A 25,045-nucleotide genomic window follows, 5' to 3' on the forward strand; every position below is an offset into this window, starting at 1 on the left:
CAGTTGAAATAGAGGGTTTTAGTGAGCGCAGATTACAACTTCCAAGCAATTCAAGACAGGTGGCTTCCGGTCTGGGACCAGATCAAGCCTTTTGACTCTTCGGTGCCGGGCGATGACCGCCCCACCAAGTATGTGCTGGACATGTTCCCGTACCCATCGGGTGATCTTCACATGGGCCACGCTGAGGCCTATGCCCTCGGGGACGTGATTGCTCGCTACTGGGTGCAGCGCGGTTACAACGTCATGCATCCGATTGGCTGGGATGCCTTTGGCCTGCCTGCAGAAAATGCGGCCATAAAGCGCGGGCTTGACCCGAGAAATTGGACCTACGAAAACATCGACCAGCAAAAGTCTTCGATGCGCCGCTATGCCTGCAGCTTTGACTGGGACCGAGTGCTCCAGACTTGCGATCCGATTTATTACCGCTGGAATCAGTGGCTGTTTTTAGAGTTTTACAAGCGCGGACTCGCATACCGCAAGAACTCAAATGTGAATTGGTGCCCATCTTGCCAAACCGTTTTGGCTAACGAGCAGGTGGTTCAGGGGCTCTGCGAGCGCTGTGATTCCCAGGTAACCAAGAAGGCTCTGACGCAGTGGTACTTCAAGGTCACTGATTACGCCGATCGCCTCCTGGATGACCTCGACACCCTCGAGGGGAAGTGGCCCGGCAAGGTGCTCACTATGCAGCGCAACTGGATCGGAAGATCACAGGGGGCAAACGTCGAATTCGCGATTGACGGCTCCGAGCGCAAGCTTGAGGTCTTCACCACCCGACCTGACACGCTTTACGGAGCCACATTTATGGTGGTGGCTGTCGACAGTGACCTTGCGGCTGAACTAGCCTCCGGGGCTCAGCCAGAGACCAGAATGGCGTTCCAGGACTATCTGGATAAAACCAAGCAATCCAATGACATTGAACGTTTAGCAACCGACCGACCAAAAACCGGGGTGTTCCTGGACCGATTCGCAATCAATCCGCTATCGGGCGCCAAGATCCCAATTTGGGCCTCCGACTATGTGTTGGCAGACTACGGCACCGGCGCCATCATGGCGGTGCCGGCTCACGATGAGCGCGACATGGCATTTGCAAATGCCATGCAGCTTCCGGTAATTGACGTTTTGGACACCGGTGACCCGTTGCCCTCCGAGTCTCGAGTTGCTACCACCGGTGATGGCACAATCATCAACTCCGGTGAGCTGAACGGTCTATCCAAGGATCAGGCGATTCTTAGGGCCATCGAGATTCTCGAGGCTAAGGGGCTTGGTCGCGGGTCTAAGAACTTTAGGCTTCGCGACTGGCTAATTTCACGTCAGCGCTACTGGGGCACCCCGATCCCGATCATTCACTGCGAGGCTTGCGGTGAGGTGCCGGTTCCTCAGGAACAACTTCCGGTTGAGCTTCCAAGCAGTGCCGGACTAGATCTTTCACCAAAGGGGTCATCTCCGCTGGGGGCTGCTCAAGACTGGGTGAATGTTAGCTGCCCGAGCTGCGGTGGGGCAGCTAGACGCGATTCCGACACCATGGACACCTTTGTGGATAGCTCCTGGTACTTCCTGCGCTATTTGAGCCCAAACAGCACCGAATTCGCCTTTGACCCTGAGCAGGTCAAAAAGTGGGCACCAGTAGACCAGTACGTTGGGGGTGTAACCCACGCAATTTTGCATCTGCTTTACGCACGTTTCTTCACCAAGGTGCTTCACGACATGGGCATGGTTGACTTTGAGGAGCCCTTCACCAGGCTGCTAAACCAGGGGATGGTTCTAATGAACGGCTCCGCCATGAGCAAATCCCGCGGAAACCTAGTTCGTCTCTCTGAGCAACTTGATGAGCACGGTGTTGATGCGGTCAGGCTCACTATGGCCTTCGCTGGCCCTCCAGAGGATGACATTGACTGGGCGGATGTTTCCCCTTCGGCAAGCAGCAAGTTCCTGGCACGCGCATGGCGAGTCGCTTCGGATGTCTCGAGCAGTGTCGGGTCTGATGTGACCGCGGGAGATCAGGGAGTTAGAAAAGCCACACATCTGTTCCTGCAGCAGTTTGGTGAGGCTATCGAAAGTTTCAAGTTCAACGTTGGAGTCGCAAAGGCGATGGAGTTGACCAATTCTCTTCGCAAAGCGATTGACACGGGTTGTGGACCGGCAGATCCTGCGGTTCGCGAAGGTGCCGAAGAGTTGAGCAAGGCACTTTCTCTCTTTGCACCCTATGCGGCCGAGGATATGTGGTCGATTCTGGGTCACGAACCTGCGGTTGCCCTTGCTCAATTCCGCGCTGTGGAGAAATCCCTGCTGGTTGAAAGTTCGGTTGTGGCAATTGCTCAGGTAGATGGAAAGCTTCGGGATCGCTTCGAGGTGCCCGCGGACATCAGCGAGGACGCCCTCAGGGAGCTGGCGCTGGCCTCGGATGCGGTCAAACGAGCAATCGGCGATAAGGAGCTGGCTCAGGTAATTGTTCGAGCTCCCAAGCTTGTCAACATAGCCACCAAGGGTTAGTTTCTCCACGAGTATTCCAAGGCCCTGCAAGGAGCCCTAGGTTCTTGGCGAGGCTAACGCCATGAAAAATGCTTTGGAATGGTTTAGTCAGCTCTCCCTAATTCAAAAAGTTGTTATCGGGTCGCTGGCCGCGGGCCTAGTTGTGATTCTGGGTAGCTCATTCTCCAGTTCAGACCAGGCCTATGAATTTGAGAGCCCGGAGCTCGCAGATTCAACGACGCTGAATCTCGGGATGATTTACGTTCATGTTGCGGGAGAGGTAGCGAGCCCAGGTCTTTATCAACTTGAGGCTGGTTCCCGGGTCGAAGATGCCATTTCTGTCGCAGGAGGGATGACAGCCGAGGCTTTTGAGCAATCAGTTAATCTCGCCCGAATGGTCTCCGATGGCGAGCAAATTGTGGTCTTGGCCAAAGGCCAGATTGCCTCAGGTTCTGCTGGTGGATTCATCTCACTGAACTCTGCCGATCAAGAGCAATTGGAGTCGCTGCCCGGGGTTGGCCCCGCACTGGCGAGTGCGATTATCGAATACCGCAGCCAGATCGGTTCATTTGCGGATCTTGAGCAGCTTCGAGAGGTGAGTGGGATTGGACCAAAGCTGTTTGCGAAGATAACCACCCAGCTCACGTTGTGAACCTGGTAATCGCTTCAGCCCTTTGGCTATTTCTCTGGATTAGCGCTCCCGAAAACGATGCATCGGCTATCAAGAGCTCCTATCCAGACTTAGCCCCTATCGAGACGTTGCGGGCAAAGTTCCTGGCAAATTTGGCGGGCGTTTCTTCCGACGCGAAGGGTCTGGTCGCTGGTCTCACCATCGGTGAGCGGGGACTAATTTCTGAAGAGTTAACCGCTCAAATGAAGGAGCTTTCACTCACGCACCTCGTGGCAGTGAGCGGGGCAAATTTCGCGATTGTAACGGCCAGCATTTTCTTTCTAATGTCGGCTTTGGGTTTGGGCAGAAATCTTAGATTCGCCATTGCAGTTCTTGCCATGTTTGCCTATGTATTGCTGGTAGGTCCGGAGTCATCGGTGTTGCGCGCTGCAACGATGACGTTATTTGTCATCGTTGGTCTGTGGCTGGGAAGACGGGTAAATCCGATTCATCCGCTTTCCTGGGCTGTAATTTTTTTGCTCGTGGCCGACCCTGGACTAGCGGTCGACTTTGGATTTGGGCTATCAGTGTTTGCAACGTTGGGATTGTTGCTGTTGGCAACGGAGCTATTTGAGAAACTTGCGCCCAAAATGAATCGTTGGCTTGCGCTGGGCTTGGCGGCAACGATGTCAGCCCAGCTCTTCACCATGCCGATTCTGCTCATGTTGGAATCCAGCATTCCGGTTTATTCAATCATCGCGAACCTGCTGGTTGAGTTTGCAGTTGCGCCGGTGACTATTTTGGGGATTGCTGCGGTGGTAGCGGTAATACCGTTTCCCCCAGTTGCCCAACTGCTGAGCTTTTTGGCATCCTTGGGTGCCTGGTGGATAACGGAGGTTGCAGCGAGGCTCTCCGCATTGCCTCTCACGCGTTTACCCTTTGTCCCTGGACCTCATGGTGTTGCGCTAATGGTCTTGCTGGTTGCTGGGATAACTACCTGGTTACTTGGCAAAACAAATCGGCTGAGAATCATTGGTTCGACCGCAGCTTTCATCTCCATTTTGCTTCCCGTCGGCTGGGTTGGGAGCGCACTTTTTCAGAGAACAGCCCTCGCTGGAAACTGGACGGTGTTCAACTGCGATGTTGGCCAGGGGGACGCCCTACTAATCAAGAGTCGTGGAAAAGTCGCACTAATTGACGTAGGTCGCGAGCCCGAGCGAATTGACTCCTGCTTAGATTCGCTCGGTATATCAAAAATTGACCTACTGGTTCTAACTCACTTTGACGCCGATCACGTGGGAGGAATTTTCGGAGCGGTATCAAATCGCAAAATTGAACGCGCTCTGATTTCTGGATTTTCGGATGACCGACCGTTGGTAGGAAGTGTTGAGACTGCACTCGCAGCGCAAGGGGTGACCCCGGAGGTGGCTTTTCGAGGAATGGTGGAGATTTTTGGCGACGGTAAATTCACTGTTCTCTCACCGACATTTGAAGCAAGTGAGGCAGAGGATTCTAACGACGCATCCATAATCACCTATTGGGAGCTACCGGGCTTATCTATCCTTGCCCTAGGGGACCTTGGGGAGCCAGGGCAAATTAGGCTGATGCGGAATTCTTACGGATATCTCGAGCAGATGAGGGCGGAAACTCTACTGGTGAAAGTCGCTCATCACGGGTCTGCAGATCAGTCGAGAGAGTTTTACGAACTTGTGCAGGCTGAGCTGGCGGTGTTATCGGTGGGGGAGGGAAACGACTACGGTCACCCATCAGAGCGAATTCTTCGAATTCTGAATTCAAGCGCTACGGCCATTTACCGGACCGATACTCAGGGCCCGATTGCATTTGAGTTGGAGGCCACCGAGGTCAAGGTCCGGGCCGCAGGTAAGCTTTCGCTGTGATTGGAAAAACCGTCTATTGGCAGGATGCTGCACCCGCTCAATTAGTCCTAATCACCGGTTCCGAGTCTTATTTAGCCTCAAAAGCGATGGCTAGAATCAAGCAAATTTTGCGAACTGAATCTCCAGAGCTCGAAGTAACCGAAATTGACGAGGGTGAATACTCCCCGAGCCTGCTATTGACAGTTGCAGCCCCATCGCTTTTCGCGGAGCCGCGGCTCGTAATCATTCAGGGCGCTCAAGAGGGTCTCCTTGAGGATCTAACTAAGCTGACTGAAGATCCCATAGAGGCCTGCACCGTGGTGGTCAGAGTACCCAACAGCGTTGGGCACAACCAAAAGCTGAAGCAATCGCTCTCAAAGCAGGCTCTTGTCGTTAGCTGTGAGGAATTGAAGAAGGACAGTGAACGTGCAGACTTCGTCAAGCAAGAGCTGGCAAATTCAGGAAAGAAGATCGATGCCTCAGGTCTCAAGGCATTGCTGGCAGCTTTCAACCAGGACCTTGCCGAGCTTGGCGGTGCTTGCGCCCAGCTGGCTGCAGCTGCCGAGGGCACGATCACCCAAGAGGTGGTGGAGCGAAACTTTCAGGGGCGAGTCGAAACCAATGCTTTCAAAATTGCCGATGCAGCGCTTGCTGGAAACGCGGCTGAGGCGATTCGGTTGTTCCGCCATGGCTTCACAACGGGAATTGATCCTGTTGCCCTGAATGCGGCGTTAGCCATGCGAATTCGCCAATTGGCCAGGCTTTATAACGATAGGAATGCGTCTCCAGCAGCCTTGGGGATGCAGCCCTGGCAGTTGGACAAGGCTCGCAGGGAATTGCAAGGCTGGGATGAGTCTGCGCTGGTGTCTCTTGTGCAGCTTGCTGCCCAAACTGACGCGGATGTTAAGGGAGCAAGCCGGGACCCAGAATTTTCTATTGAGCGCCTGCTGATGGCCATGGCTAGGAAATAAAAAAACCGGGCCGAAGCCCGGTTTTCAAAGTTTCGAATCTTTAGAGAGCTGCAACCTTCTTGCTGATTGAGCTCTTACGGTTGGCAGCCTGGTTCTTGTGAACGACACCCTTAGAAACAGCCTTGTCTAGCTTGCGGGTAGCGTGTGCCAGAGCAGCAGTTGCAGCGGCCTTGTCTCCCGACTCAACGGCCTCACGGGCGGCGCGGACAGCAGTCTTTAGCTCGGAGCGGACAGCCTTGTTGCGCTCTTCAGCCTTACGGTTGGTGCCGATGCGCTTGATGTTCGACTTGATGTTTGCCATGTTTCACTTTCCTAGGCGAAAACTTTTTTGAGGTAGTGCACCTCAGAACAAGGGGAAATCCTATCAGTTGGACGTCTCAGGGGCAAGCTCCGTGAGAGAATACCTACATCCATTCACCCAGCAAATTGAGGTTAGCTTGTCGCCACGTGCTCAGAACGCCCTTGTGCCGTCGCAAACGCCGCCAAGCCTGATTCGCAATTTTTGCATCATCGCTCACATTGACCACGGTAAGTCCACCCTTGCCGATCGCATGCTTCAGCTGACCGGAATTGTGAACGATCGCCAAATGCGAGAGCAATACCTCGACCGCATGGACATCGAGCGTGAGCGTGGAATCACCATCAAGTCTCAGGCCGTGCGCCTGCCGTGGGAGGTTGACGGAACGACCTACGCATTGAACATGATCGACACGCCCGGTCACGTGGACTTCACCTATGAGGTTTCGCGGTCGCTCGCCGCCTGTGAGGGCGCAGTGTTGCTTGTCGACGCCGCACAGGGTATTGAGGCTCAAACGCTGGCAAACCTCTACCTGGCTCTTGAAAACGACCTCGAGATCATCCCGGTCCTCAACAAGATTGATCTGCCCGCGGCACAGCCTGAAAAGTATGCGGAGGAACTAGCAAGTTTGATCGGTGGTTCTCCAGAAGACTGCCTGCGGGTTTCGGGAAAGACCGGAGCTGGAGTTCCTGAGCTGCTCGATCGCATCATTAACCGAGTACCGGCCCCAGTGGGAGATCCAGACGCTCCGGCCCGAGCAATGATTTTTGACTCGGTTTACGATTCCTACCGCGGCGTTGTGACCTATGTTCGAATGATCGACGGAAAACTCCACCCGCGCGAGCAAATTCAGATGATGTCAACCAGGGCTGTCCACGAGCTTCTTGAAATCGGTGTTATCTCTCCTGAGCCAGAACCAACCAAGGGACTATCCGTTGGTGAGGTCGGCTATCTAATCACCGGTGTGAAAGATGTCCGTCAGTCGAAAGTTGGCGACACTGTAACCACCAAACTAAAGCCAGCCACCGAAGCGCTCAAGGGCTACGCAGAGCCAAAGCCCATGGTGTTCTCGGGTATTTATCCAATTGACGGAAGTGACTATCCAAACTTGCGCGAGGCACTGGACAAGCTTCGCCTTTCGGATGCGTCACTTGTTTATGAACCTGAGACTTCCGCTGCACTGGGATTTGGTTTCCGCTGCGGCTTCCTTGGGCTGCTGCACCTTGAGATCATCACTGAGCGACTTGAGCGAGAGTTCAATCTCTCGCTGATTGCAACATCGCCATCGGTGATTTACCGAGTTACAAAGGATGATGGCGGAGAGCACATTGTCACCAACCCTTCCGAATTCCCAGAGGGAAAAATTCGTGAGGTCTTTGAGCCCATGGTCAAGGCGACCATCCTCAGCCCCAAAGATTATGTTGGAACGATCATGGAGCTGTGCCAGTCTCGTCGAGGCTCTCTGATTGACATGCAGTACTTAGGTGAAGACAGGGTCCAACTTCGCTACAAGCTTCCGCTGGCTGAAATCGTGTTTGATTTCTTCGATCACCTGAAGAGCAAAACCCAGGGCTACGCATCCCTAGATTATGAGGACGATGGCTTTGCCGAAGGGGATTTGGTCAAGGTTGACCTGCTGCTCCAGGGTGAAAAAGTCGACGCCTTCAGCTCGATTGTTCACCGTGACAAGGCTTACGCGCAGGGCACCAGGATCGCAACCAAGCTTCGGGAGCTAATTCCTAGGCAGCAGTTTGAAGTTCCAATTCAAGCTGCCGTCGGAGCCAGAATCATCGCCAGGGAAACCATCAGGGCTATTCGCAAGGACGTTCTTGCCAAGTGTTACGGCGGTGACATTTCTAGAAAGCGCAAGCTTCTCGAGAAGCAAAAAGAGGGCAAGAAGCGAATGAAGATGGTGGGCAGGGTTGAGGTTCCCCAAGAGGCTTTCATTGCTGCGCTCTCTACCGAAGAAGCCAAGCCCGACAAGAAGAAATAGTGGCTGCCTCGTTGCCCCACGGCGACCCTTGGCCTGACGACAACAGGCTAGAGGTTGAGGTGAGAAACGACTCAACTTTTCATGTTTATCTTCATGTTCCTTTCTGCGTTGTCAGGTGCGGGTACTGCGACTTCAATACCTACACGGCAAATGAAATCGGTGACATTTCTCAGTCCACATTCCACGAGTCTCTAATTCGTGAGATTGAATTCGCTGACTCCGTCCTGTCAGGCTCCGGTATTCCAAAGAGAAAGCTGGAGACTGTTTTTATCGGTGGTGGCACCCCATCACTGTTTTCGCCGTCACAAATCGGGGCTCTGCTAACAAGGCTCGAAGAGGCGTTCGGTTTTGGGGAAGATGTTGAAATCACGATGGAGGCAAATCCTGAGGGGCTGACCAAAGAGCGGCTCGCAGGCTTTTACGAATCCGGGATCAACCGTTTCAGCATCGGGGTTCAATCTTTTGATGAGCAGGTTCTGAAGACACTGGACAGAGTGCACACGGCCGATAAGGTTCGGAGTGCAGCGCGAGATATTCGTGAGCTTGGGGCAAGGCTAAGTCTGGATTTGATCTACGGCGCCCCTGGCGAAAGCTTGGAAAGCTGGTCTAAAACGTTAGATCTGGCACTGGAACTAAAGCCCGAGCACGTTTCTGCGTATGCGTTGATCGTTGAAGAGGGCACTGCGTTAGCCCGGAGAATCTCCAGGGGTGAAATGCCTGACATTGATGAAGATCTCAATGCTGATAAGTACCTCCTAGCAGAGCAAAAACTAACCGAGGCTGGCCTGGAGAACTATGAAGTCTCTAATTGGGGGGAGCCGTGCAGGCACAATCAGGCTTACTGGCGTTCAATGGATTGGTGGGGATTTGGACCGGGCGCACACTCTCACATTTCAGGCACAAGATTTTGGAACCACAAATACCCGGCCAACTACTCGAAGCTACTGCTTCAGGGCAGTCCAATTCACTCGATGGAGAGCCTTGACGCTCGGACCCGCAGTGAGGAGCGGCTGTTGCTAGAGCTTAGGACATCGGATGGGGTTGATCGCAAACTTCTACGGGACCTTGGCGTCTCACCACAGCGCGTTTCGGAGCGGATCGCCTCTGGTCACCTGAGACTTGAACCCGGTGGTCAAATTGTCCCAACCCTGGAGGGAAGGCTACTGGTGGATGGGATTGTGCTGGATTTCCTGACCAATTAGCTCAGTTGTTTTAGACTTGGCACTCGAGGTAGGTGAGTGCCAATGATTCCAGAGAGATCCCTAGAGGTTCTTAGGGCTATTGTTCAGGACTTTATATACTCCTCACAGCCCGTGGGCTCAAAGTCACTGCTTGATAGACATCCCCTGGGAGTCTCAGCAGCCACAATTCGTAACGACATGGCGCTTTTGGAAGAAGAGCAGCTGATTGTTGCGCCTCACACCTCAGCCGGACGCATCCCAACCGAAAAGGGCTACCGCCTTTTTGTTGACAAGCTTTCAGACCTTAAGCCACTTTCGCAGGCCGAAAAGAGTGCAATTGAGAATTTCTTGGTGGGTGCAAACGACATCGATGACATCGTGGAGCGGACTGCAAGGCAACTGGCGCAGCTGACCAACACTCTCGCTCTTGTTCAGTACCCATCGCTCGGAAAGTCCCGCGTCCGCCACATTGAACTAATCCCGTTGAATTCAGCCCGCGTGCTACTGATGCTCATAACTGACTCTGGTCGGATTCAGCAGCACCAGGTTGAAGTTGCCGAGCTGGATGATGCGGTGGTTCAAGAGTTGCGCGGCAGGCTAAACGGAACCCTTGCCGGGTTGCCGCTGGCTGAGGTTAAGGCCAAGGTGTCGGGTTTGGTGACGGAGTTTTCTCCCGCGCGACGCGCTGCAATCGATGTTTTGATATCCGCTTTGCTGGAGCTGGTTGACGAGAATCGACTCGAAAAGATCATGATTTCAGGTGCTGCCAACCTGGTTAAGCAGGAGCAGGATTTCTCAGGCGATCTCTCACGCGTTTTGCAAGAGATTGAGGAGCAGGTTGTGCTACTCAAGCTCCTCGAGGAATTGAGTGCAGATCAGCACGGCGTGGGCTTGCGAATTGGCAGTGAAATCGGAAACGAGAATCTAAGGAGTGCCTCAATTCTGGTCACCGGCTATGAGAATAACGGTGCCGAGATAGCCAAGCTTGGTGTTTTGGGTCCCACGAGAATGGACTACTCGGGGAACATCGCGGCCGTCCGGGCAGTTGCTAGATACCTGACCAAAATTTTGGAGGGAAACTCTTGAGCGATCACTACGAGGTGCTCGGCGTCTCTCGGACCGCTTCCACCGATGAGATAAAAAAGGCCTATCGAAAACTCGCCCGTGAGCTTCACCCGGATGTAAATCCAGACCCTAGCGCTTCAGAAAAATTCAAGCTGGTAACGCACGCCTACGAAGTCCTCTCGGATGAAAATCAGCGGGCAAGCTACGACCGCGGCGGCGATGCTGGCTTTGGCCTGGGGGACATTTTTGAGTCATTCTTTGGGGGCGGGGCCCGTGGGCCTCAGTCAAGGGCTCAGCGTGGGCAGGACGCTTTGCTTCGGGTCGACCTAGAACTTGACGAGGCTATTTTTGGAGTCGAAAAGACTCTCAACATTGACACTGCAATCCTGTGCGAGACGTGCCACGGATCCTGTTGCAAACCGGGCACCTCTGCGCGCGTGTGTGACATATGTCGAGGGTCTGGTCAAATCCAACGACAGGTACAGTCTTTTATGGGAATGATGGTCACGACCACCCCTTGTGGATCCTGTCGAGGAACCGGTGAAGTCATTCCGGATCCCTGCATTTCCTGTCGCGGGCAGGGTCGAGTAAGAGCCAAGCGCGAACTCGACCTAGAGATTCCCGCCGGAGTGGCCGACGGAATGCGCCTCCACCTTGCCGGTCAGGGTGAAGTTGGTTTTGCCGGCGGTCCAGCGGGTGACATCTACCTTGAAATCTCTGTTCGGCCGCATCCTATTTTTGGTCGAGATGGTGATGACCTGGTGGCTGTATTGGAAGTTCCGGTGGCAGATGCCGCTCTCGGGTTCAAAACGGAGATTGACACATTTGACGGTTCCACATCCATTGAGGTCAAGCCGGGTGCCCAGCACGGTGACACCATCACTGTCAAGGGTTTGGGGGCGACTCGAATTCGAGGCCGAGGTCGAGGAGACCTGAACATCCAGCTCAAGGTGCTAACGCCGACCCGACTGGACTCTGGCGCCAAGGCGCTGTTTCAAAAGCTTCGCGAGCATCACCAGGAGGATTCACCAAGGCTCGGCTCTCGCAGGACCAAGGGCCGGTTCTAGTGCATTGGTTTTATGACCCCGCGCTGACCGTATCTTCCGTTCGGCTTCCCGAGCAAGAGGCAAAGCACGTCAAATCGCTGCGATTGGAAGTCGATGAGGAAATTGCCATCACAAACGGTCTGGGTTTGGTGTTGAAGGCACGCCACCAGGGAGATTCTGATTATCAGCCGCTCGACAACTACACAGTGCAGGAACCAAAACCTCGGTTTCATCTAGTTCAGGCCCTTGCCAAGGGGGACAGGGACGAAATGGCCCTGCAGGCTTCCGTGGAACTTGGTGTCAGCTCAGTAACACCCCTGCAGTCCGAGCGCTCTGTGGTGAGGTGGGACGGCAAAGCGGAAAAAAACCGTGAGCGTTGGCAGCAGATCGCGCTGGCCGCAATGAAGCAGTCCCAGCAAGCTCACCTATGCGCCATAAGAGAGCTACAAACAACCAAGACTGTTCGGCCAGTTGGGCTTGGTTTGGTCCTAGATCCTGCCGCCAGTCAGACGATTAGCTCGGTTAGATTCGAGCTTGATGACATTACTTTGGTTGTCGGGCCTGAGGGTGGACTTAGTGATGCCGAGATACAAAAGCTCTCAGAATCGGGTTTCACTCCGGTTCGCCTGGGAACCTCTGTGCTCCGCACATCAACTGCAGGTCCCGCTGCCATCGCCGCCCTCATGCTCGCTGTTGGGGCTTGGGACTAAGACCTAGGATTGGGCTGGAGGAAAAATGGACTGCATCTTTTGCAAAATCATCTCGGGGGCACTTGGCACTGAGTTGCTGGCCGAGAATGAGCAGGCGGTCGCCTTTGCGGACATCAATCCACAGGCTAAAACTCACATTTTGGTGGTTCCAAGACAGCACACCGTCAACATCTCCGAATTAGAAAACGACACCGTTCTTCTGGGTCTTTTCAGCCTCATCAGAGAGGTATCTGCTCAATTTACCGATGGTCAATTTAGATTGCAGTTCAACGCGGGCGAGCGCGAGGGGCAATCGGTGTTCCACACTCACGCTCACATCTTGAGTCAGTCGGGAAATTAGTGGCTCAGCTGAATTTTGAAATCTCAAGGGTCAATGTTGCAGACCTCCTCGGGCCGCAGGATCGACTCGTGAAGAAACTTGAAAAAGACTTCCCGGGACTCAGGGTTCAAAACCGCGGCAACGCGTTCATGCTCGAGGGCGAGCCTTCCCAGCTGGAATCCGCAAGGCAGGTCCTAGAGGAGTTAGCTGACCTTATCGCCCAGGGAGTGGTCCCGGATGAACGCTCGGTAACTGAGTCAGCGCGCATTCTGGCTTCAGGCTCGGAGGTTCCATCAAAGGTGCTCGGTGCAGGAGCGATTGTTACCCCTGGTAAAACCGTGCGAGCCAAGACCCTGGGTCAAAAGCAGTATTTGGAAGCCATAGACGAGCACACGATAACTTTCGGAATTGGCCCGGCTGGAACAGGAAAAACCTACCTTGCGGTAGCCAAGGCCGTGTCTGCGCTTTACGCCAGGCAGGTTAGTCGAATCATCCTTACTAGGCCCGCCGTTGAGGCTGGTGAGCGACTTGGTTTTCTACCCGGAACCCTAAGCGAAAAGATTGACCCTTACCTGAGGCCGCTATTTGATGCCATTCAGGAGATGTTGGAACCAGAGGCAACAGCCAGAATGCTTCAGGCCGGTGTGATTGAGGTGGCACCGCTGGCCTACATGCGTGGCCGCACTCTGAATGACTCATTCATTATTTTGGACGAGGCACAGAACACTACCGCCGAGCAGATGAAAATGTTCCTGACCCGACTTGGTTTTAATTCAAAAATGGTCATCACCGGAGACACCTCGCAGGTTGATCTTCCCGGTGGGAAATCTGGTTTGAGCATCGCAACCAAAATTCTTTCGGGGGTGGAGGGGCTGCACATTTCGAAACTCTCCAGCAAAGACGTGGTGCGCCACGAGCTGGTGACTCGAATTGTTGAGGCATACGATAGGGCCCAAGATGAGCATTGAAATTTCCAACGAGTCCGAGGTAGCGGTCGACACTGACCGCGTGCTCGCGCTTGCCTCGAGTGTCCGGGATGCCTTGAAGCTTCACCCAATGGTTGATGTCGGCATCATTTTCGTTGACGAGGGTCCAATGACCGATCTCCACATCAAATGGATGGATGAAGAGGGGCCGACAGACGTGCTCAGTTTCCCCATGGATGAATTGCGTCCGGGGTCTGATCTGGTTCCCTCCCCAGAGGGAGTCCTCGGCGACATTGTGGTTTGCCCGCAGGTTGCAACCAGGCAGGCCATAGCCGCTGGTCACGAGCCGATCAACGAGGTGCTGCTTTTGGTGACCCACGGCATGCTGCACTTGGTTGGCTTTGACCACGCCGAACCAGAGGAGGAGCGCGAAATGTTCGCCCTTCAGAAAAAGCTCCTTGAAGAGTTTTATCAAGGGGAGTCGCTTGCTTGAGTTTGCGATTGGGCTGGTGGCGCTGGTATTGCTAGTTCTTCTGGCTGCCGCCCAAACTCATCTGGAAGCCGAGTCAGATCCTCGAGCCGGCTCGCTTTCCTTGGCCAGGGCGCTGCTGCTGGCCGGCGTGGCCGCCAGTTGGCTTGTTGCCTTAGCTCCGCAGGCACCGTTTGCTCTTATCCTTGCGGTCTTCATTCTTGCTATCTGGTTCATCCAGCAGGCCCTTGGGAAACTGATTGGAAACCGGAACCCGGGAAAGCGCTTGGCGAGTTGGCTTGACAGCTTTATTTCGCGGTGGTCGAAGCTTGTAGAACCGATTCGCTTGAGCGCACCGCAGATCGTTGAGGACTACGAGGCTGAACTGATCGAGTCCGTTGAAGAGTTCGGCGAGCGCATCGTCCGTGAGGTGATGGTTCCCAGGGTGGACATGGAGGTGGTTCAAGCGGATGATTCGCTTGAACGAGCACTCGCTGTATTCATCTCCTCCGGTTTCTCACGTCTTCCTGTTATTGGGGAAGACGTTGATGACGTGGTTGGAATTCTTTATCTAAAGGACCTTGCCCGCTACATGCATCAAAACCCCCTGCAACTCTCCGAGGTAAAAGCCAGCGAGGCCTCCAGGCCAGTGCTCTTTACCCCAGAGTCAATCCCGGTAGCTCAACTTCTGCAGCAAATGCAGCGCAGCGGAACTCAGATTGCTGTGGTTTCCGATGAGTACGGTGGGGTGGCTGGAATCGCGACGATCGAGGACCTGCTTGAGGAACTGGTTGGTGAGATTAGCGATGAGCACGATCGAGAAACAGCTGACATAGAACTAGTCGGCAGCGACCTCTTCCGGGTTAACCCCAGAGTTACGCTCGATGAGCTCTCGGAGCACTGCGAACTTGAGATTGAAGATGAGGACGTTGACACCGTTGGAGGATTGCTAATCAAGGCGCTGGGAAATTTGCCCAAAGGTGGTGAAGTGGTCAGCTCATCGGGTCTGGAACTGACTGCGGAGCGGGTCGATGCCAAACGAGGCCGTATTCTTAGCGTCTTGGTGCGCAAGCAGGAGATCAATGACTAATCGCCATTCTGGGTTCGTTTCCTTTGTCGGTCGGCCCAACGTTGGGAAGTCGACTCTGATGAACGCGATGGTGGGGCAAAAATTCGCCATCACCAGCTCCAAGCCTCAAACCACTCGTAAGGCGATTCGGGCGATTTTGAATCACCCCGAGGGCCAACTTGTCATCGTTGATCTCCCAGGGGTCCACCGCCCTCGAACACTCCTTGGGCAACGCCTAAACGATTTGGTAACCTCGACCCTTACCGATGTCGACGTGATTGCCTTCTGCACGCCAGCTAACGAAAAAATTGGCCCGGGGGACGCTCACATTGTCGCGGATCTCTCACGCTTTCCAAAGGCTAAGAAGATCGCCCTGGTTACCAAGGTTGACACGGTGAGCAAGCAGCGTCTGGCCGAGCACCTGATGGAAGTTTCTGGCATGGCGGATTGGGCTGAAATCGTGCCGGTCTCGGCACTGACTGGAGATCAGGTTCACTTGGTTTCCGACATCATTGTGAAGCTACTTCCAGTCGGCCCAGAGCTCTACCCGGACGACATTGAGACCGAGGAGACCTCCGAGGACCTGATTTGCGAGTTTGTTCGAGAGGCCGCTCTGGAACTGGTAGATGATGAGTTACCGCACTCCCTAGCCGTAACCCTGGATGAGATTGTTGACGGGGAGAACAAGCCCAATGTCCACGTCAGCCTTTGGGTTGAGCGAGACAGCCAAAAGGGCATCGTGATTGGAAAAGCCGGGTCGATGCTGAGAACAATCGGCGCAGCCGCCCGAAAGCAAATTGAAAGCCACCTGGGATATCCAATCCACCTCTCAATTCAGGTGAGAGTAGCTCAAGACTGGCAAAGAAGCGCAAAGCAGCTGGGCAAACTCGGGTTCTAGTGCTAGCGTAGGAACATGCGTTTCGCTCTCCTGCTTAGCGGCCGCGACGAGGCCTAATCCGGCCCCCTCTCGTCGCGGAGCCTTCTAGCGGCCACCAAACCAATCAGGCGGAGAGAAATAATGCAGAACAATCAGAAAACTTCGGGAATGCCCTTTGGGCGCTACCAGCCATACCACGAGCAAATTCAAGTCAATCTTGCGGATCGAACCTGGCCTTCAAAGCGCATTGAGGTTGCGCCGAGATGGTGTGCTGTTGACCTTCGGGACGGCAACCAGGCACTTATTGACCCCATGAGCCCAGAGCGCAAGCTCAAGATGTTCAAGCTTCTGGTCGACATGGGCTACAAAGAGATTGAGGTGGGTTTTCCCTCTGCATCTCAGACCGATTTTGACTTTGTGCGGATTCTGATTGAGGACAAGCACATCCCCGAGGACGTCACGATTCAGGTCCTGACCCAGGCCCGGGATCACCTTATCGAACGCACTTACGAATCTCTGCAGGGGGCAAATCGAGCAATTGTTCACTTCTACAACTCGACCTCAGTCCTTCAGCGCCGAGTTGTCTTCGGTCAGGACAAGGAGGGCATCAAGCAAATTGCCTTGAATGCGGCACGAAAGTGCCTCTCGCTAGAGGCAACCCTGCCCGACACCGAGATTTTTTACGAGTACTCCCCAGAGTCATACACCGGCACAGAGCTGGAATATGCAGTTGAGGTTTGCAACGCGGTGGCCGAGATAATTCAGCCAACCCCCGAGCGCAAGTTGATTATCAATCTGCCCGCAACCGTCGAAATGGCAACCCCGAACGTTTACGCAGATTCGATTGAGTGGATGTCTAGGCGTCTTGCTCCCAGGGACAGCATTTTGCTTTCGCTGCACCCGCACAATGACCGCGGCACAGCTGTCGCTGCAGCTGAACTGGGTTACATGGCAGGTGCAGACCGAATTGAGGGATGTCTGTTCGGCAACGGAGAGCGAACCGGAAACGTTGACCTGGTAACACTCGGCCTCAATCTTTTCTCTCAGGGAATCGACCCTCAGATCAACTTCAGTGACATTGACTCAATCAAGAGAACCGTGGAGTACTGCAATCAGCTTCCAGTCCCAGAGCGCTCTCCATACGGTGGCGACCTGGTCTACACAGCATTCTCTGGAAGCCACCAGGACGCCATCAAGAAGGGCTTCGAGCATCTTGAGCGGGATGCGGCTGCGGCTTCTATTCCAGTTTCGGAATTCACCTGGGCAGTTCCCTACCTGCCAATTGACCCTAAGGATGTGGGCAGAAACTACGAGGCGGTAATTCGGGTTAACTCACAATCAGGTAAGGGTGGCGTTGCCTACCTGCTGAAAACTGACCACCAATTGGATTTGCCGAGAAAACTGCAGATCGAATTCTCCAAAGTTGTACAAAATCACACCGACTCCCAAGGTGGGGAGGTCACCAGCGAGGAACTTTGGTCGATCTTCCAGGACGAGTATTTACCCTCTAAGGCGCAGGAGCAGAAGTGGGGTCGTTTTGAACTAAAGCGTCTCAAGACAGCCTCTGACATGGACGGCGTGGTTAATCTCGAAGCCATTTTGCGTGACGGCACCGGTGAGCTATCGGTCAGCGGAGTCGGTAACGGCCCAATCTCTGCCTTCTCCGACGTGCTTCGAAAGCAGGCTGTCGATGTGAAGGTAAACGACTACCTTGAGCACACCCTCAGTGCCTCCGGTGACGCTCTAGCTGCCGCCTACATCGAGCTAGAAGTACACGGCCAGAGTCTCTGGGGTGTGGGAATTGATGGTGACATCACGATTGCCTCCATCAAGGCGCTGATCTCTGCTGTGAATCGAGCCCTAAGGGCCTAGCCTGAGGGTAAAAGCCAATCGCGATTGAGATACTTCTTTCATGCCTCACTACCGCGATGAAGGGATTGTGCTTCGCACCCACAAGCTGGGCGAAGTCGATCGAATTCTGACCATCCTCACCAAGGATCATGGTCAAGTTCGTGCGGTCGCGAAGGGTGTTCGCAAGACCTCAAGCCGCTTCGGTGCTCGACTAGAACCCTTTATGGTTTGCGACCTCCAGCTTTTCGAGGGCAAAAATCTGGACACGGTTTCTCAGGTGGAGCAGCTTTCCAATTACGGCGCCGCTATTGTCGCGGATTACCCGCGATACACCGCGGCCAGTGCAATGGTTGAGGCTGCCGAACGTTTGACCCGTGAATCGTCTAATTCTCAGCAGTATCTGCTTCTGCTTGGCGGGCTCAGAACTCTCGCGGCCGGTGTTCATCAGTCCTCTCAGGTCTTGGACTCTTACCTGCTTCGCGCGCTTGCACTCTCTGGTTGGGTGCCTGAGTTCGACCGCTGTCAGGGATGCGGTGGCGAACCCATTTCCTTCTCAGTTCATACCGGGTTTGTAAGCTGCAGCACTTGCCTTGCTCCGGGGTCCGTCCGGTTGGGGGCCTCTGGCTTGGCTCACATGACCGATCTGCTCGGTGGTAATTGGGAGGGTGTCGGTAAAGCGAAGCAGGAGACCAAGGAGGCAGTTTCTTCGGTAATCTCTGCATACCTGCAGTGGCAAATTGAGCGAGGTCTGAGATCTATGAATCTGGTTGAGCGCTAATGGTGCAGCTATTTGATCCACAGCGCAGACCGCCGGTTTTCTCCAAAGTACCAAAGCACATTGCGGTCGTGATGGATGGGAATGGGCGGTGGGCCAACGCCCGGGGACTCACCCGCACCGAAGGTCATAAGGCCGGTGAGGCTGCACTTCTGGAGGTCATTGCAGGGGCCATTGAAGCCGGAGTAACCCACGTCACTGCGTATGCGTTTTCAACCGAAAACTGGAAGCGTTCTCCCGACGAGGTTCGATTTCTCATGGGCTACAACAAGGAAGTGCTCAGGAGAAGACGTGACCTGCTTGACAGCTGGGGTGTAAGGATCCGCTGGGCGGGCCGCAGACCCAAACTCTGGCCTACGGTCATCAATGAATTGCTTGAGGCTGAAAAACGAACCAGGTCAAATTCGCGACTCACGCTAACGATGGCGGTCAACTATGGCGGTCGTCAGGAGATCTTAGATGCCGTGAATCGAATGGCAGATGAGGTTTCCGCCGGAAAACTCAAGCCCGGTTCAATAACTGAAAAAACTATGCAGAGGTTTCTTTACGTCCCGGAGCTACCAGATGTCGATCTCTTTCTGAGATCTAGTGGTGAAATGCGCACTTCTAATTTCCTGCTGTGGCAATCCAGCTATGCCGAAATGATGTTTCTTCCGACTCTCTGGCCTGACTTCACAAGGGAGACCATTTGGGAAGCCATTGATTCCTTCGCGAATCGGGATAGGCGCTTCGGCCAGGCCACTGATGCGCCGCTAAACTAGCACTTCAGCTCATAGCGCTACCCACTGGAGACCAATGGCAACCCAAAAATTAGATCAGGTTATTTCGCTTGCAAAGCGTCGCGGTTTTGTCTTTCAAGCCGGCGAGATTTACGGCGGGTCCCGTTCTGCATGGGATTACGGCCCGCTCGGTGTTGAACTCAAAGAGAACATCAAACGGCAGTGGTGGCGGTCGATGGTCTCTGGTCGCGAAGACGTCGTTGGTTTGGACTCCTCAATCATCCTCCCCAAGAAGGTTTGGGAGGCATCCGGTCACGTTGAGGCGTTCGTTGACCCGCTTATTGAGTGCACCAGCTGTCACAAGCGTTTCCGTGCCGATCACCTGGAGGAGGCCTTCCAGGAGAAAAAGGGTCGAGCTGCCACTTCGATGGCGGAAATCCCCTGCCCCAACTGTGGAAACAAGGACATTTGGACCGAGCCTAAGAATTTCAATGGGCTACTAAAGACCTCGCTTGGACCAGTCGAGGATGAATCGGGTCTGCACTATCTTCGACCAGAGACCGCCCAGGGCATCTTCGTCAACTTCAACAACGTTCTCAACGCCTCGAGAATGAAGCCCCCGTTCGGTATTGGGCAAATGGGCAAGAGCTTCCGTAACGAAATCACCCCGGGAAACTTCATTTTCCGCACCCGTGAGTTCGAGCAAATGGAAATGGAATTCTTTGTCAAACCTGGTGAGGATGAGACCTGGCACGAGTACTGGATTCAGCAGCGCTACAACTGGTACGTCGACCTCGGTATCAATCCCGAGAACCTTAGGCTGTTTGAGCACCCCAAGGAAAAGCTTTCCCACTACTCAAAGCGCACCGTAGACATCGAGTATCGATTCGGATTCCAGGGCAGCGAATTTGGCGAGCTCGAGGGCATTGCCAACCGAACTGACTACGACCTCAGAACCCACTCCGAAGCTTCCGGTGTTGACCTGAGCTACTTTGACCCGCAAGAGGAAAAACGTTGGACGCCTTACGTTATCGAGCCGGCTGCGGGTCTAACCAGGTCACTCATGGCATTCCTGGTTGATGCCTACGCCGAGGACGAGGCTCCAAACGCAAAGGGTGGCGTTGACGTCCGTACGGTTCTAAGACTTGATTACCGTCTTGCTCCCGTGAAGGCTGCGGTTTTGCCGCTCAGCAGAAACGATGAGCTAAACCCAATTGCCAAGAATTTGGCCGCTGAGCTAAGAGGAATCTGGAATGTGGATTACGACGACGCCGGTGCCATTGGTCGTCGCTACCGCAGACAAGATGAGATCGGCACGCCATTCTGCATCACAGTTGACTTCGACACTCCCAACGATCAGTCAGTAACCATTAGGGAGCGAGACTCGATGGCTCAGGAGCGCGTGGCGCTTTCTCAGGTCAAGTCCTACATGTTTGAAAGAATTAACGGCTAGTTGGCTCTGAAATATGGCAAGCACGAGATAGCCATCCCGGTGGTTTTGGCCCCGATGGCTGGAATCACCAACACCGCGTACCGAAGGCTGTGCCAAGAATACGGTGGCGGTTTGTTCGTCTCGGAAATGGTCACCTCAAGAGCTCTGGTCGAGCGGACCCCTGAGTCCATGAGGCTGATTGGCCATCACGAGAGTGAGAAAATCCGCTCCGTTCAGCTCTATGGAGTTGACCCAAAGACAATCTCTGAGGCCGTAACCATGTTGGTCGCAGAAGACCGAGCTGATCACATTGATTTGAATTTTGGCTGCCCGGTCCCGAAGGTTACCCGCAAGGGCGGGGGAGCTGCACTGCCTTGGAAGTCAGATCTGTTTAGCTCAATCGTTACATCTGCCGTGAAGGCAGCCGGGGATGTCCCCGTGACAGTCAAGATGCGCAAGGGCATCGATGCTGATCACATCACCTACTTGGACGCCGGTAAGTCCGCCCGTGATGCAGGTGTGGCTGCGGTAGCGCTGCACGGCAGGACCGCAGAGGAGTACTACTCGGGAATCGCGGATTGGGATGCAATTGCCCAGCTCCGAGCAGCGCTTCCTGATGTTCAAGTGCTAGGTAACGGTGATATTTGGTCCGCTGAAGATGCGGTGCGAATGATGGAGCAAACCGGCGTTGATGGAGTTGTAGTGGGCCGTGGTTGCCTAGGTAGGCCTTGGCTTTTCGGTGACCTCGAGCAAGCGATTGGGCGGTATCTCCAGGGGGAGAAATCGCCTGAGATAGCTACCGCGATGCCAACTCTCGGCGAGGTGGCTGAGGCCTTCTATCGTCACATCGAGCTCCTGGTTGAATTTTTTGAGGATGAGGGTCGGGCCTGCAGGGATGTTCGTAAGCATGTGGCTTGGTACTTTAAAGGATATCCGGTCGGTGGTGACTTCAGGGCTCGTCTAGCCCAGGTTGAATCGTTAGAGCACGCCAGGGAAATCCTCGGTGAACTGGATGGCACAGTGGCTTATCCGGGAGAGGATGCGGAGGGTCCAAGGGGTAGGCTCGGCTCCGTGAAGAGCTGTGCGCTACCGGAGAACTGGCTTGATTCGAGAGAACTCAGCCCCAGCCACAAGCTTCAGCTTCAGCAGGCTGAACTTTCGGTTTCGGGGGGCTAGCGTGAAGCCCATAACTCCAGAGGAACCTGGTTACAGCGATCTAGATCGCGAACGATTTGTGCCTCAGGCGTCTTCATCGATGGTCAGGCGCGGTGAGTTTGCCAGAGATCGCGCCCGGGTGCTGCACTCCGCCGCCTTCAGGAGATTGAGCGCGAAGACGCAGGTGCTTTCACCGAGCTCGGGTGATTTTGCCAGAACGCGACTTACTCACTCTCTGGAAGTAGCACAGGTTGGCCGGGAGCTGGCGAGTGTGCTGGGCATAGATCCCGATTTGGTAGACATGGCCTGCCTGGCACATGACCTAGGTCATCCACCCTTCGGACACAATGGTGAATCAGCTTTGAACTTCTGGTCTGCGGAGATTGGTGGCTTCGAGGGAAACGCCCAGACCTTCCGAATCCTCACCCGCCTGGAGCCCAAAATTTACGATGAGCAGGGTAGGGCCAGGGGTTTGAATCTAACCCGCGCCTCCCTTGATGCTTCGACCAAATACCCCTGGCGGCTGTCCGAAGCTCATGAGTTTGGAAACGCCGTCAAGTTTGGCGTCTACGAAGATGACCTAGAGGTTTTCCAGTGGATGAGGGCCGGGGCTCCTGAGGGCGCCAAATGCGTTGAGGCTCAAATCATGGATTTCTCGGACGATGTCGCCTATTCCGTGCACGATTTTGAGGATGCAATTGTTGAGGGTTTCATAGACCCAGCCACTATTTCAGACCCTCAGGCCCGAGAGGCTCTGATTGAAGAGGTTGGGAAGTGGTCCGGGGGAATGCTCGCGAAGGTCCAGCTCGAAGAAGCGTTTCACTTGCTGATGGAATCCAAGTACTGGCTCTACAGTTTTGATGGCTCACCCAGGGACCTTGCTCAACTGAAGAATCTCACGAGTGACCTAATCGGATCCTTTGTTTCTAGGACCACGGATTCGATCTTGGAGAATGCTTCAAGGGCGAAACTCACGCGATTCCGTGCTGGAGTAATCATTCCTTCAAAGGTTCGGAGCGAGATAGCTGTCCTGAAGGGCATTGTCGCTTCTGCGGTCATGACGCACAATTCCAGAGCGCGCTACTACGAGCAGCAGCGTGAACTTCTGATTGAGCTTGCGGATCGACTATTTGAAACCGGCTCTGAGCATCTCGATTCAATTTCTCGTTCGGCATGGCAGCAGGCGTCGAGTGAGATTGCGAGGCGCCGAGTAATTGTGGATCAGGTGGCTTCACTGACAGATCCTGCTGCCATGGCACTGCATGCCAAGCTGACAGCCTAGGATTCCTTACATGGCAGGCCGAGTAAAGCAATCAGACATCGAGGAGCTCAAGGCCAAGCTCGACTTGGTTGAGGTGGTCTCTGCCTACGTTTCTCTGAAACCTGCCAGTGCGGGCTCCTTCAAGGGGCTTTGCCCGTTTCACTCGGAAAAATCCCCGAGTTTTAACGTTCGCAGCTCACCGGCCTTCTACCACTGCTTTGGATGCGGCGCGGGAGGCGATGTTTATAAGTTCGTTCAGGAGATAGAACACGTCGGTTTTACCGAGGCCATCGAGAAACTAGCGGAACGCTCTGGCTTCACCCTTACTTACGAGGATGGGGGAAACCAGGAAACCAGTGGAAGAGCACGACTGCTTTTAGCGAATAATGCAGCGGCTACCTTCTACCAATCGCAGCTTCAGACTCCTGAAGGGGAAACCGGATTCAAATTTCTGCTTTCACGAGGTTTTGATGCCAAGGCAATAGAGCAATTCGGCATTGGCTACGCCCCAAAGGGCTGGCAGTCGCTATTGGAGCAGCTAAAGAAACAGGGCTTTTCCTTGGAAGAGTTAGTCACGGCTGGTTTGGCCATGCCCAGTGAAAAGGGTGGCTATGACCGTTTCAGGGGTCGAGTGCTCTGGCCGATCCGGGACGCGAATGGTCAGGTTCTGGGATTTGGCGCCCGAAAGCTTTACGAGGAGGATCAAGGGCCAAAATACCTCAACACCCCCGAGACGCCGGTATACCACAAGGGGTCGGTGCTCTACGGGCTGGACTTTGCGAGAAAAGAGATCATCAAGCGCAAGGAAATTGTCGTCGTTGAGGGTTACACCGACGTCATGGCCTGCCATTTAGCCGGGTTTCCAAATGCCGTCGCAACCTGCGGAACTGCTTTTGGTGAGGATCACATCAAGTTAATTAATCGGCTCTTTGGCACCTCTGACGAACCGGCTTCGGTGGTGTTCACTTTTGACCCCGATGCCGCCGGGCAAAAGGCCGCCCTACGAATGTATTCCGACACTTCTAAATTCAATGCCCTCACCTTCGTGGCATCGGGTCCCGATGGTTTGGACCCTTCCGATCTTCGTCAGCAGCGTGGGGATGCTGCGATTGGCCAAATGCTGGAGGCAAGAAAGCCGCTGTTTGAGTTTGTCATCAGGCACCGCATCGCAAAGTTCTCGCTCGCTGACCTCGACTCAAGGGCTGCTGCGGCTCGCGCTGCCGCACCCGTGGTCGCCGAAATTGTAGATCCGGCTTTGCGTGCCGGTTACACAAGACAGTTAGCCGATTGGGTTTCACTGGACATCTCAGAAGTGTCTCAGCTGGTCTCGCAGGTTGGTAGAAGTCAGGTTGTGGAGCGGGTGACCCCATTGAGGGCCGAGGCAAAGCCGGTGCAAGATTCGCCAGCTTCCAAGTTTGAGCGGCAGGTATTAGAAGTCTTGGTTCAGGCACCAAAGGCGTTTGACGGGGACAAATTGGCTCGCATCGTTGGGGCGGGTTTTCAAAGCTCCAGCTACCAACTTGTCGCTGACGCCGCTAACCGAATTTCTCAGAATTTAGGATCGCCGGATTGGGTCAACCAGCTCGCCAATCAGCTCTCAGGTGAAGAGTTAGACCTGCTCAGAGCACTCGCCCTTGCACCCCTTCCGGCCTCGACCGCAGCGGAAATTGAGCGCTATGCCAAAGGTGTCGTTGCTGGGGCCATGTTGCAAGCCCTTGCAAGGGAGAAGACTGACTTGCTAGCAGCCCTCAAACGCATCGACATGTCTAATCAAGCGGACGCGTATGCCATGGTTCAGCGTCAGCTCGTTGAACTTGAGACAGAGCGCAGAACCTATATGCAGTAGCGAAAATTCTGCTAATGTTGTCGGGCACCCAGCGGTGCTTTTCCTCGGTAGCTCAATTGGCAGAGCAATCGGCTGTTAACCGATAGGTTCTTGGTTCGAGTCCAAGCCGGGGAGCCACTTCCCTAA

At 54.4% G+C, this 25,045-nt stretch carries 22 protein-coding genes and 1 tRNA gene; 22 read left to right on the top strand and 1 reads right to left on the bottom strand.

Annotated elements, in window-relative coordinates:
- Nucleotides 1-21: 21 nt before the first annotated feature.
- The 4 genes from leuS (at nt 22) to holA (ending at nt 5,927) form a co-directional block, all read left to right on the top strand.
- Nucleotides 22-2,490: a leucine--tRNA ligase gene (gene leuS / locus HRU87_RS02990; RefSeq protein ID WP_173493469.1), complete on the top strand. Its 2,469-nt coding sequence runs from the start codon at nt 22-24 to the stop codon at nt 2,488-2,490.
- 61 nt (nt 2,491-2,551) lie between these two features.
- Nucleotides 2,552-3,121, top strand: a complete 570-nt coding sequence (locus HRU87_RS02995) for a helix-hairpin-helix domain-containing protein (RefSeq protein ID WP_173493470.1) — start codon at nt 2,552-2,554, stop codon at nt 3,119-3,121.
- Nucleotides 3,118-4,977 carry a ComEC/Rec2 family competence protein gene (locus HRU87_RS03000; RefSeq protein ID WP_173493471.1) on the top strand — a complete coding sequence of 620 codons (1,860 nt, stop codon included), beginning with the start codon at nt 3,118-3,120 and terminating at the stop codon, nt 4,975-4,977. Before HRU87_RS02995 ends, HRU87_RS03000 begins: the two co-directional genes overlap by 4 nt.
- Complete coding sequence (gene holA, locus HRU87_RS03005) at nt 4,974-5,927, top strand: DNA polymerase III subunit delta (RefSeq protein ID WP_173493472.1); 954 nt, start codon at nt 4,974-4,976, stop codon at nt 5,925-5,927. Before HRU87_RS03000 ends, holA begins: the two co-directional genes overlap by 4 nt.
- A 40-nt stretch (nt 5,928-5,967) precedes the next feature.
- On the opposite strand, the gene rpsT is transcribed toward holA, so the two are convergent.
- Nucleotides 5,968-6,228 carry a 30S ribosomal protein S20 gene (gene rpsT / locus HRU87_RS03010; RefSeq protein WP_173493473.1) on the bottom strand — a complete coding sequence of 87 codons (261 nt, stop codon included), beginning with the start codon at nt 6,226-6,228 and terminating at the stop codon, nt 5,968-5,970.
- Between the two features lie 136 nt (nt 6,229-6,364).
- Here rpsT and lepA point away from each other — a divergent pair, with 136 nt between their 5' ends.
- The 18 genes from lepA to HRU87_RS03100 all read left to right on the top strand — a co-directional run bounded on the left by lepA (nt 6,365) and on the right by HRU87_RS03100 (nt 25,036).
- Entirely contained in the window at nt 6,365-8,218 is a 1,854-nt protein-coding gene (gene lepA / locus HRU87_RS03015) for a translation elongation factor 4 (protein ID WP_173494242.1), read from the top strand.
- A complete protein-coding gene (gene hemW, locus HRU87_RS03020; RefSeq protein ID WP_173493474.1) occupies nt 8,218-9,420 on the top strand; it encodes a radical SAM family heme chaperone HemW in 1,203 nt (400 codons plus the stop codon). Before lepA ends, hemW begins: the two co-directional genes overlap by 1 nt.
- Before the next feature lie 42 nt (nt 9,421-9,462).
- A complete protein-coding gene (hrcA, locus tag HRU87_RS03025; RefSeq protein WP_173493475.1) occupies nt 9,463-10,485 on the top strand; it encodes a heat-inducible transcriptional repressor HrcA in 1,023 nt (340 codons plus the stop codon).
- A complete protein-coding gene (gene dnaJ / locus HRU87_RS03030) occupies nt 10,482-11,531 on the top strand; it encodes a molecular chaperone DnaJ (protein ID WP_173493476.1) in 1,050 nt (349 codons plus the stop codon). The genes hrcA and dnaJ overlap by 4 nt, the downstream gene beginning before the upstream one ends.
- Nucleotides 11,531-12,220 carry an RsmE family RNA methyltransferase gene (locus HRU87_RS03035; protein WP_173493477.1) on the top strand — a complete coding sequence of 230 codons (690 nt, stop codon included), beginning with the start codon at nt 11,531-11,533 and terminating at the stop codon, nt 12,218-12,220. Before dnaJ ends, HRU87_RS03035 begins: the two co-directional genes overlap by 1 nt.
- A gap of 25 nt (nt 12,221-12,245) precedes the next feature.
- A complete protein-coding gene (locus HRU87_RS03040; protein WP_173493478.1) occupies nt 12,246-12,560 on the top strand; it encodes an HIT domain-containing protein in 315 nt (104 codons plus the stop codon).
- Nucleotides 12,560-13,507: a PhoH family protein gene (locus HRU87_RS03045; RefSeq protein WP_246247342.1), complete on the top strand. Its 948-nt coding sequence runs from the start codon at nt 12,560-12,562 to the stop codon at nt 13,505-13,507. The genes HRU87_RS03040 and HRU87_RS03045 overlap by 1 nt, the downstream gene beginning before the upstream one ends.
- Nucleotides 13,497-13,958 (top strand): rRNA maturation RNase YbeY, encoded by a 462-nt coding sequence (gene ybeY, locus HRU87_RS03050; protein ID WP_173493479.1) that lies wholly within the window; start codon nt 13,497-13,499, stop codon nt 13,956-13,958. Before HRU87_RS03045 ends, ybeY begins: the two co-directional genes overlap by 11 nt.
- A complete protein-coding gene (locus tag HRU87_RS03055; protein ID WP_173493480.1) occupies nt 13,951-15,024 on the top strand; it encodes a hemolysin family protein in 1,074 nt (357 codons plus the stop codon). The genes ybeY and HRU87_RS03055 overlap by 8 nt, the downstream gene beginning before the upstream one ends.
- On the top strand, nt 15,017-15,901 hold the full coding sequence (gene era / locus HRU87_RS03060; protein ID WP_173493481.1) for a GTPase Era: 885 nt from the start codon (nt 15,017-15,019) through the stop codon (nt 15,899-15,901). Before HRU87_RS03055 ends, era begins: the two co-directional genes overlap by 8 nt.
- Nucleotides 15,902-16,021: 120 nt before the next feature.
- The gene (gene leuA / locus HRU87_RS03065; protein WP_173493482.1) at nt 16,022-17,752 is read left to right on the top strand and encodes a 2-isopropylmalate synthase; all 1,731 of its coding nucleotides are present in this window, start codon (nt 16,022-16,024) and stop codon (nt 17,750-17,752) included.
- A gap of 40 nt (nt 17,753-17,792) precedes the next feature.
- Nucleotides 17,793-18,509 (top strand): DNA repair protein RecO, encoded by a 717-nt coding sequence (gene recO, locus HRU87_RS03070; protein ID WP_173493483.1) that lies wholly within the window; start codon nt 17,793-17,795, stop codon nt 18,507-18,509.
- A complete protein-coding gene (locus HRU87_RS03075; protein ID WP_173493484.1) occupies nt 18,509-19,267 on the top strand; it encodes an isoprenyl transferase in 759 nt (252 codons plus the stop codon). The genes recO and HRU87_RS03075 overlap by 1 nt, the downstream gene beginning before the upstream one ends.
- A gap of 34 nt (nt 19,268-19,301) precedes the next feature.
- A complete protein-coding gene (locus tag HRU87_RS03080; protein ID WP_173493485.1) occupies nt 19,302-20,678 on the top strand; it encodes a glycine--tRNA ligase in 1,377 nt (458 codons plus the stop codon).
- Nucleotides 20,679-21,833 (top strand): tRNA dihydrouridine synthase DusB, encoded by a 1,155-nt coding sequence (gene dusB / locus HRU87_RS03085; protein WP_281359132.1) that lies wholly within the window; start codon nt 20,679-20,681, stop codon nt 21,831-21,833.
- A 1-nt stretch (nt 21,834) separates the two neighbouring features.
- Nucleotides 21,835-23,094, top strand: a complete 1,260-nt coding sequence (locus tag HRU87_RS03090) for a deoxyguanosinetriphosphate triphosphohydrolase (RefSeq protein WP_246247345.1) — start codon at nt 21,835-21,837, stop codon at nt 23,092-23,094.
- 10 nt (nt 23,095-23,104) lie between these two features.
- The gene (gene dnaG, locus HRU87_RS03095) at nt 23,105-24,919 is read left to right on the top strand and encodes a DNA primase (RefSeq protein WP_173493486.1); all 1,815 of its coding nucleotides are present in this window, start codon (nt 23,105-23,107) and stop codon (nt 24,917-24,919) included.
- Nucleotides 24,920-24,960: 41 nt separating this feature from the next.
- A tRNA-Asn gene (locus tag HRU87_RS03100) sits at nt 24,961-25,036 on the top strand.
- Nucleotides 25,037-25,045 lie beyond the last annotated feature (9 nt).

The organism is Aquiluna borgnonia (genome assembly GCF_013283855.1).
Taxonomy (GTDB): domain Bacteria; phylum Actinomycetota; class Actinomycetes; order Actinomycetales; family Microbacteriaceae; genus Aquiluna; species Aquiluna borgnonia.

What these genes read in the sequence shown, in the direction of transcription:
- HRU87_RS02995 (WP_173493470.1), top strand. Translation starts at nt 2,552, where the DNA reads ATGAAAAATGCTTTGGAATGGTTTAGTCAGCTCTCCCTAATTCAAAAA.
- rpsT (WP_173493473.1), bottom strand. Translation starts at nt 6,228, where the DNA reads ATGGCAAACATCAAGTCGAACATCAAGCGCATCGGCACCAACCGTAAG.
- hrcA (WP_173493475.1), top strand. Translation starts at nt 9,463, where the DNA reads ATGATTCCAGAGAGATCCCTAGAGGTTCTTAGGGCTATTGTTCAGGAC.
- HRU87_RS03040 (WP_173493478.1), top strand. Translation starts at nt 12,246, where the DNA reads ATGGACTGCATCTTTTGCAAAATCATCTCGGGGGCACTTGGCACTGAG.
- ybeY (WP_173493479.1), top strand. Translation starts at nt 13,497, where the DNA reads ATGAGCATTGAAATTTCCAACGAGTCCGAGGTAGCGGTCGACACTGAC.
- era (WP_173493481.1), top strand. Translation starts at nt 15,017, where the DNA reads ATGACTAATCGCCATTCTGGGTTCGTTTCCTTTGTCGGTCGGCCCAAC.
- leuA (WP_173493482.1), top strand. Translation starts at nt 16,022, where the DNA reads ATGCAGAACAATCAGAAAACTTCGGGAATGCCCTTTGGGCGCTACCAG.
- recO (WP_173493483.1), top strand. Translation starts at nt 17,793, where the DNA reads ATGCCTCACTACCGCGATGAAGGGATTGTGCTTCGCACCCACAAGCTG.
- HRU87_RS03075 (WP_173493484.1), top strand. Translation starts at nt 18,509, where the DNA reads ATGGTGCAGCTATTTGATCCACAGCGCAGACCGCCGGTTTTCTCCAAA.
- HRU87_RS03080 (WP_173493485.1), top strand. Translation starts at nt 19,302, where the DNA reads ATGGCAACCCAAAAATTAGATCAGGTTATTTCGCTTGCAAAGCGTCGC.
- dnaG (WP_173493486.1), top strand. Translation starts at nt 23,105, where the DNA reads ATGGCAGGCCGAGTAAAGCAATCAGACATCGAGGAGCTCAAGGCCAAG.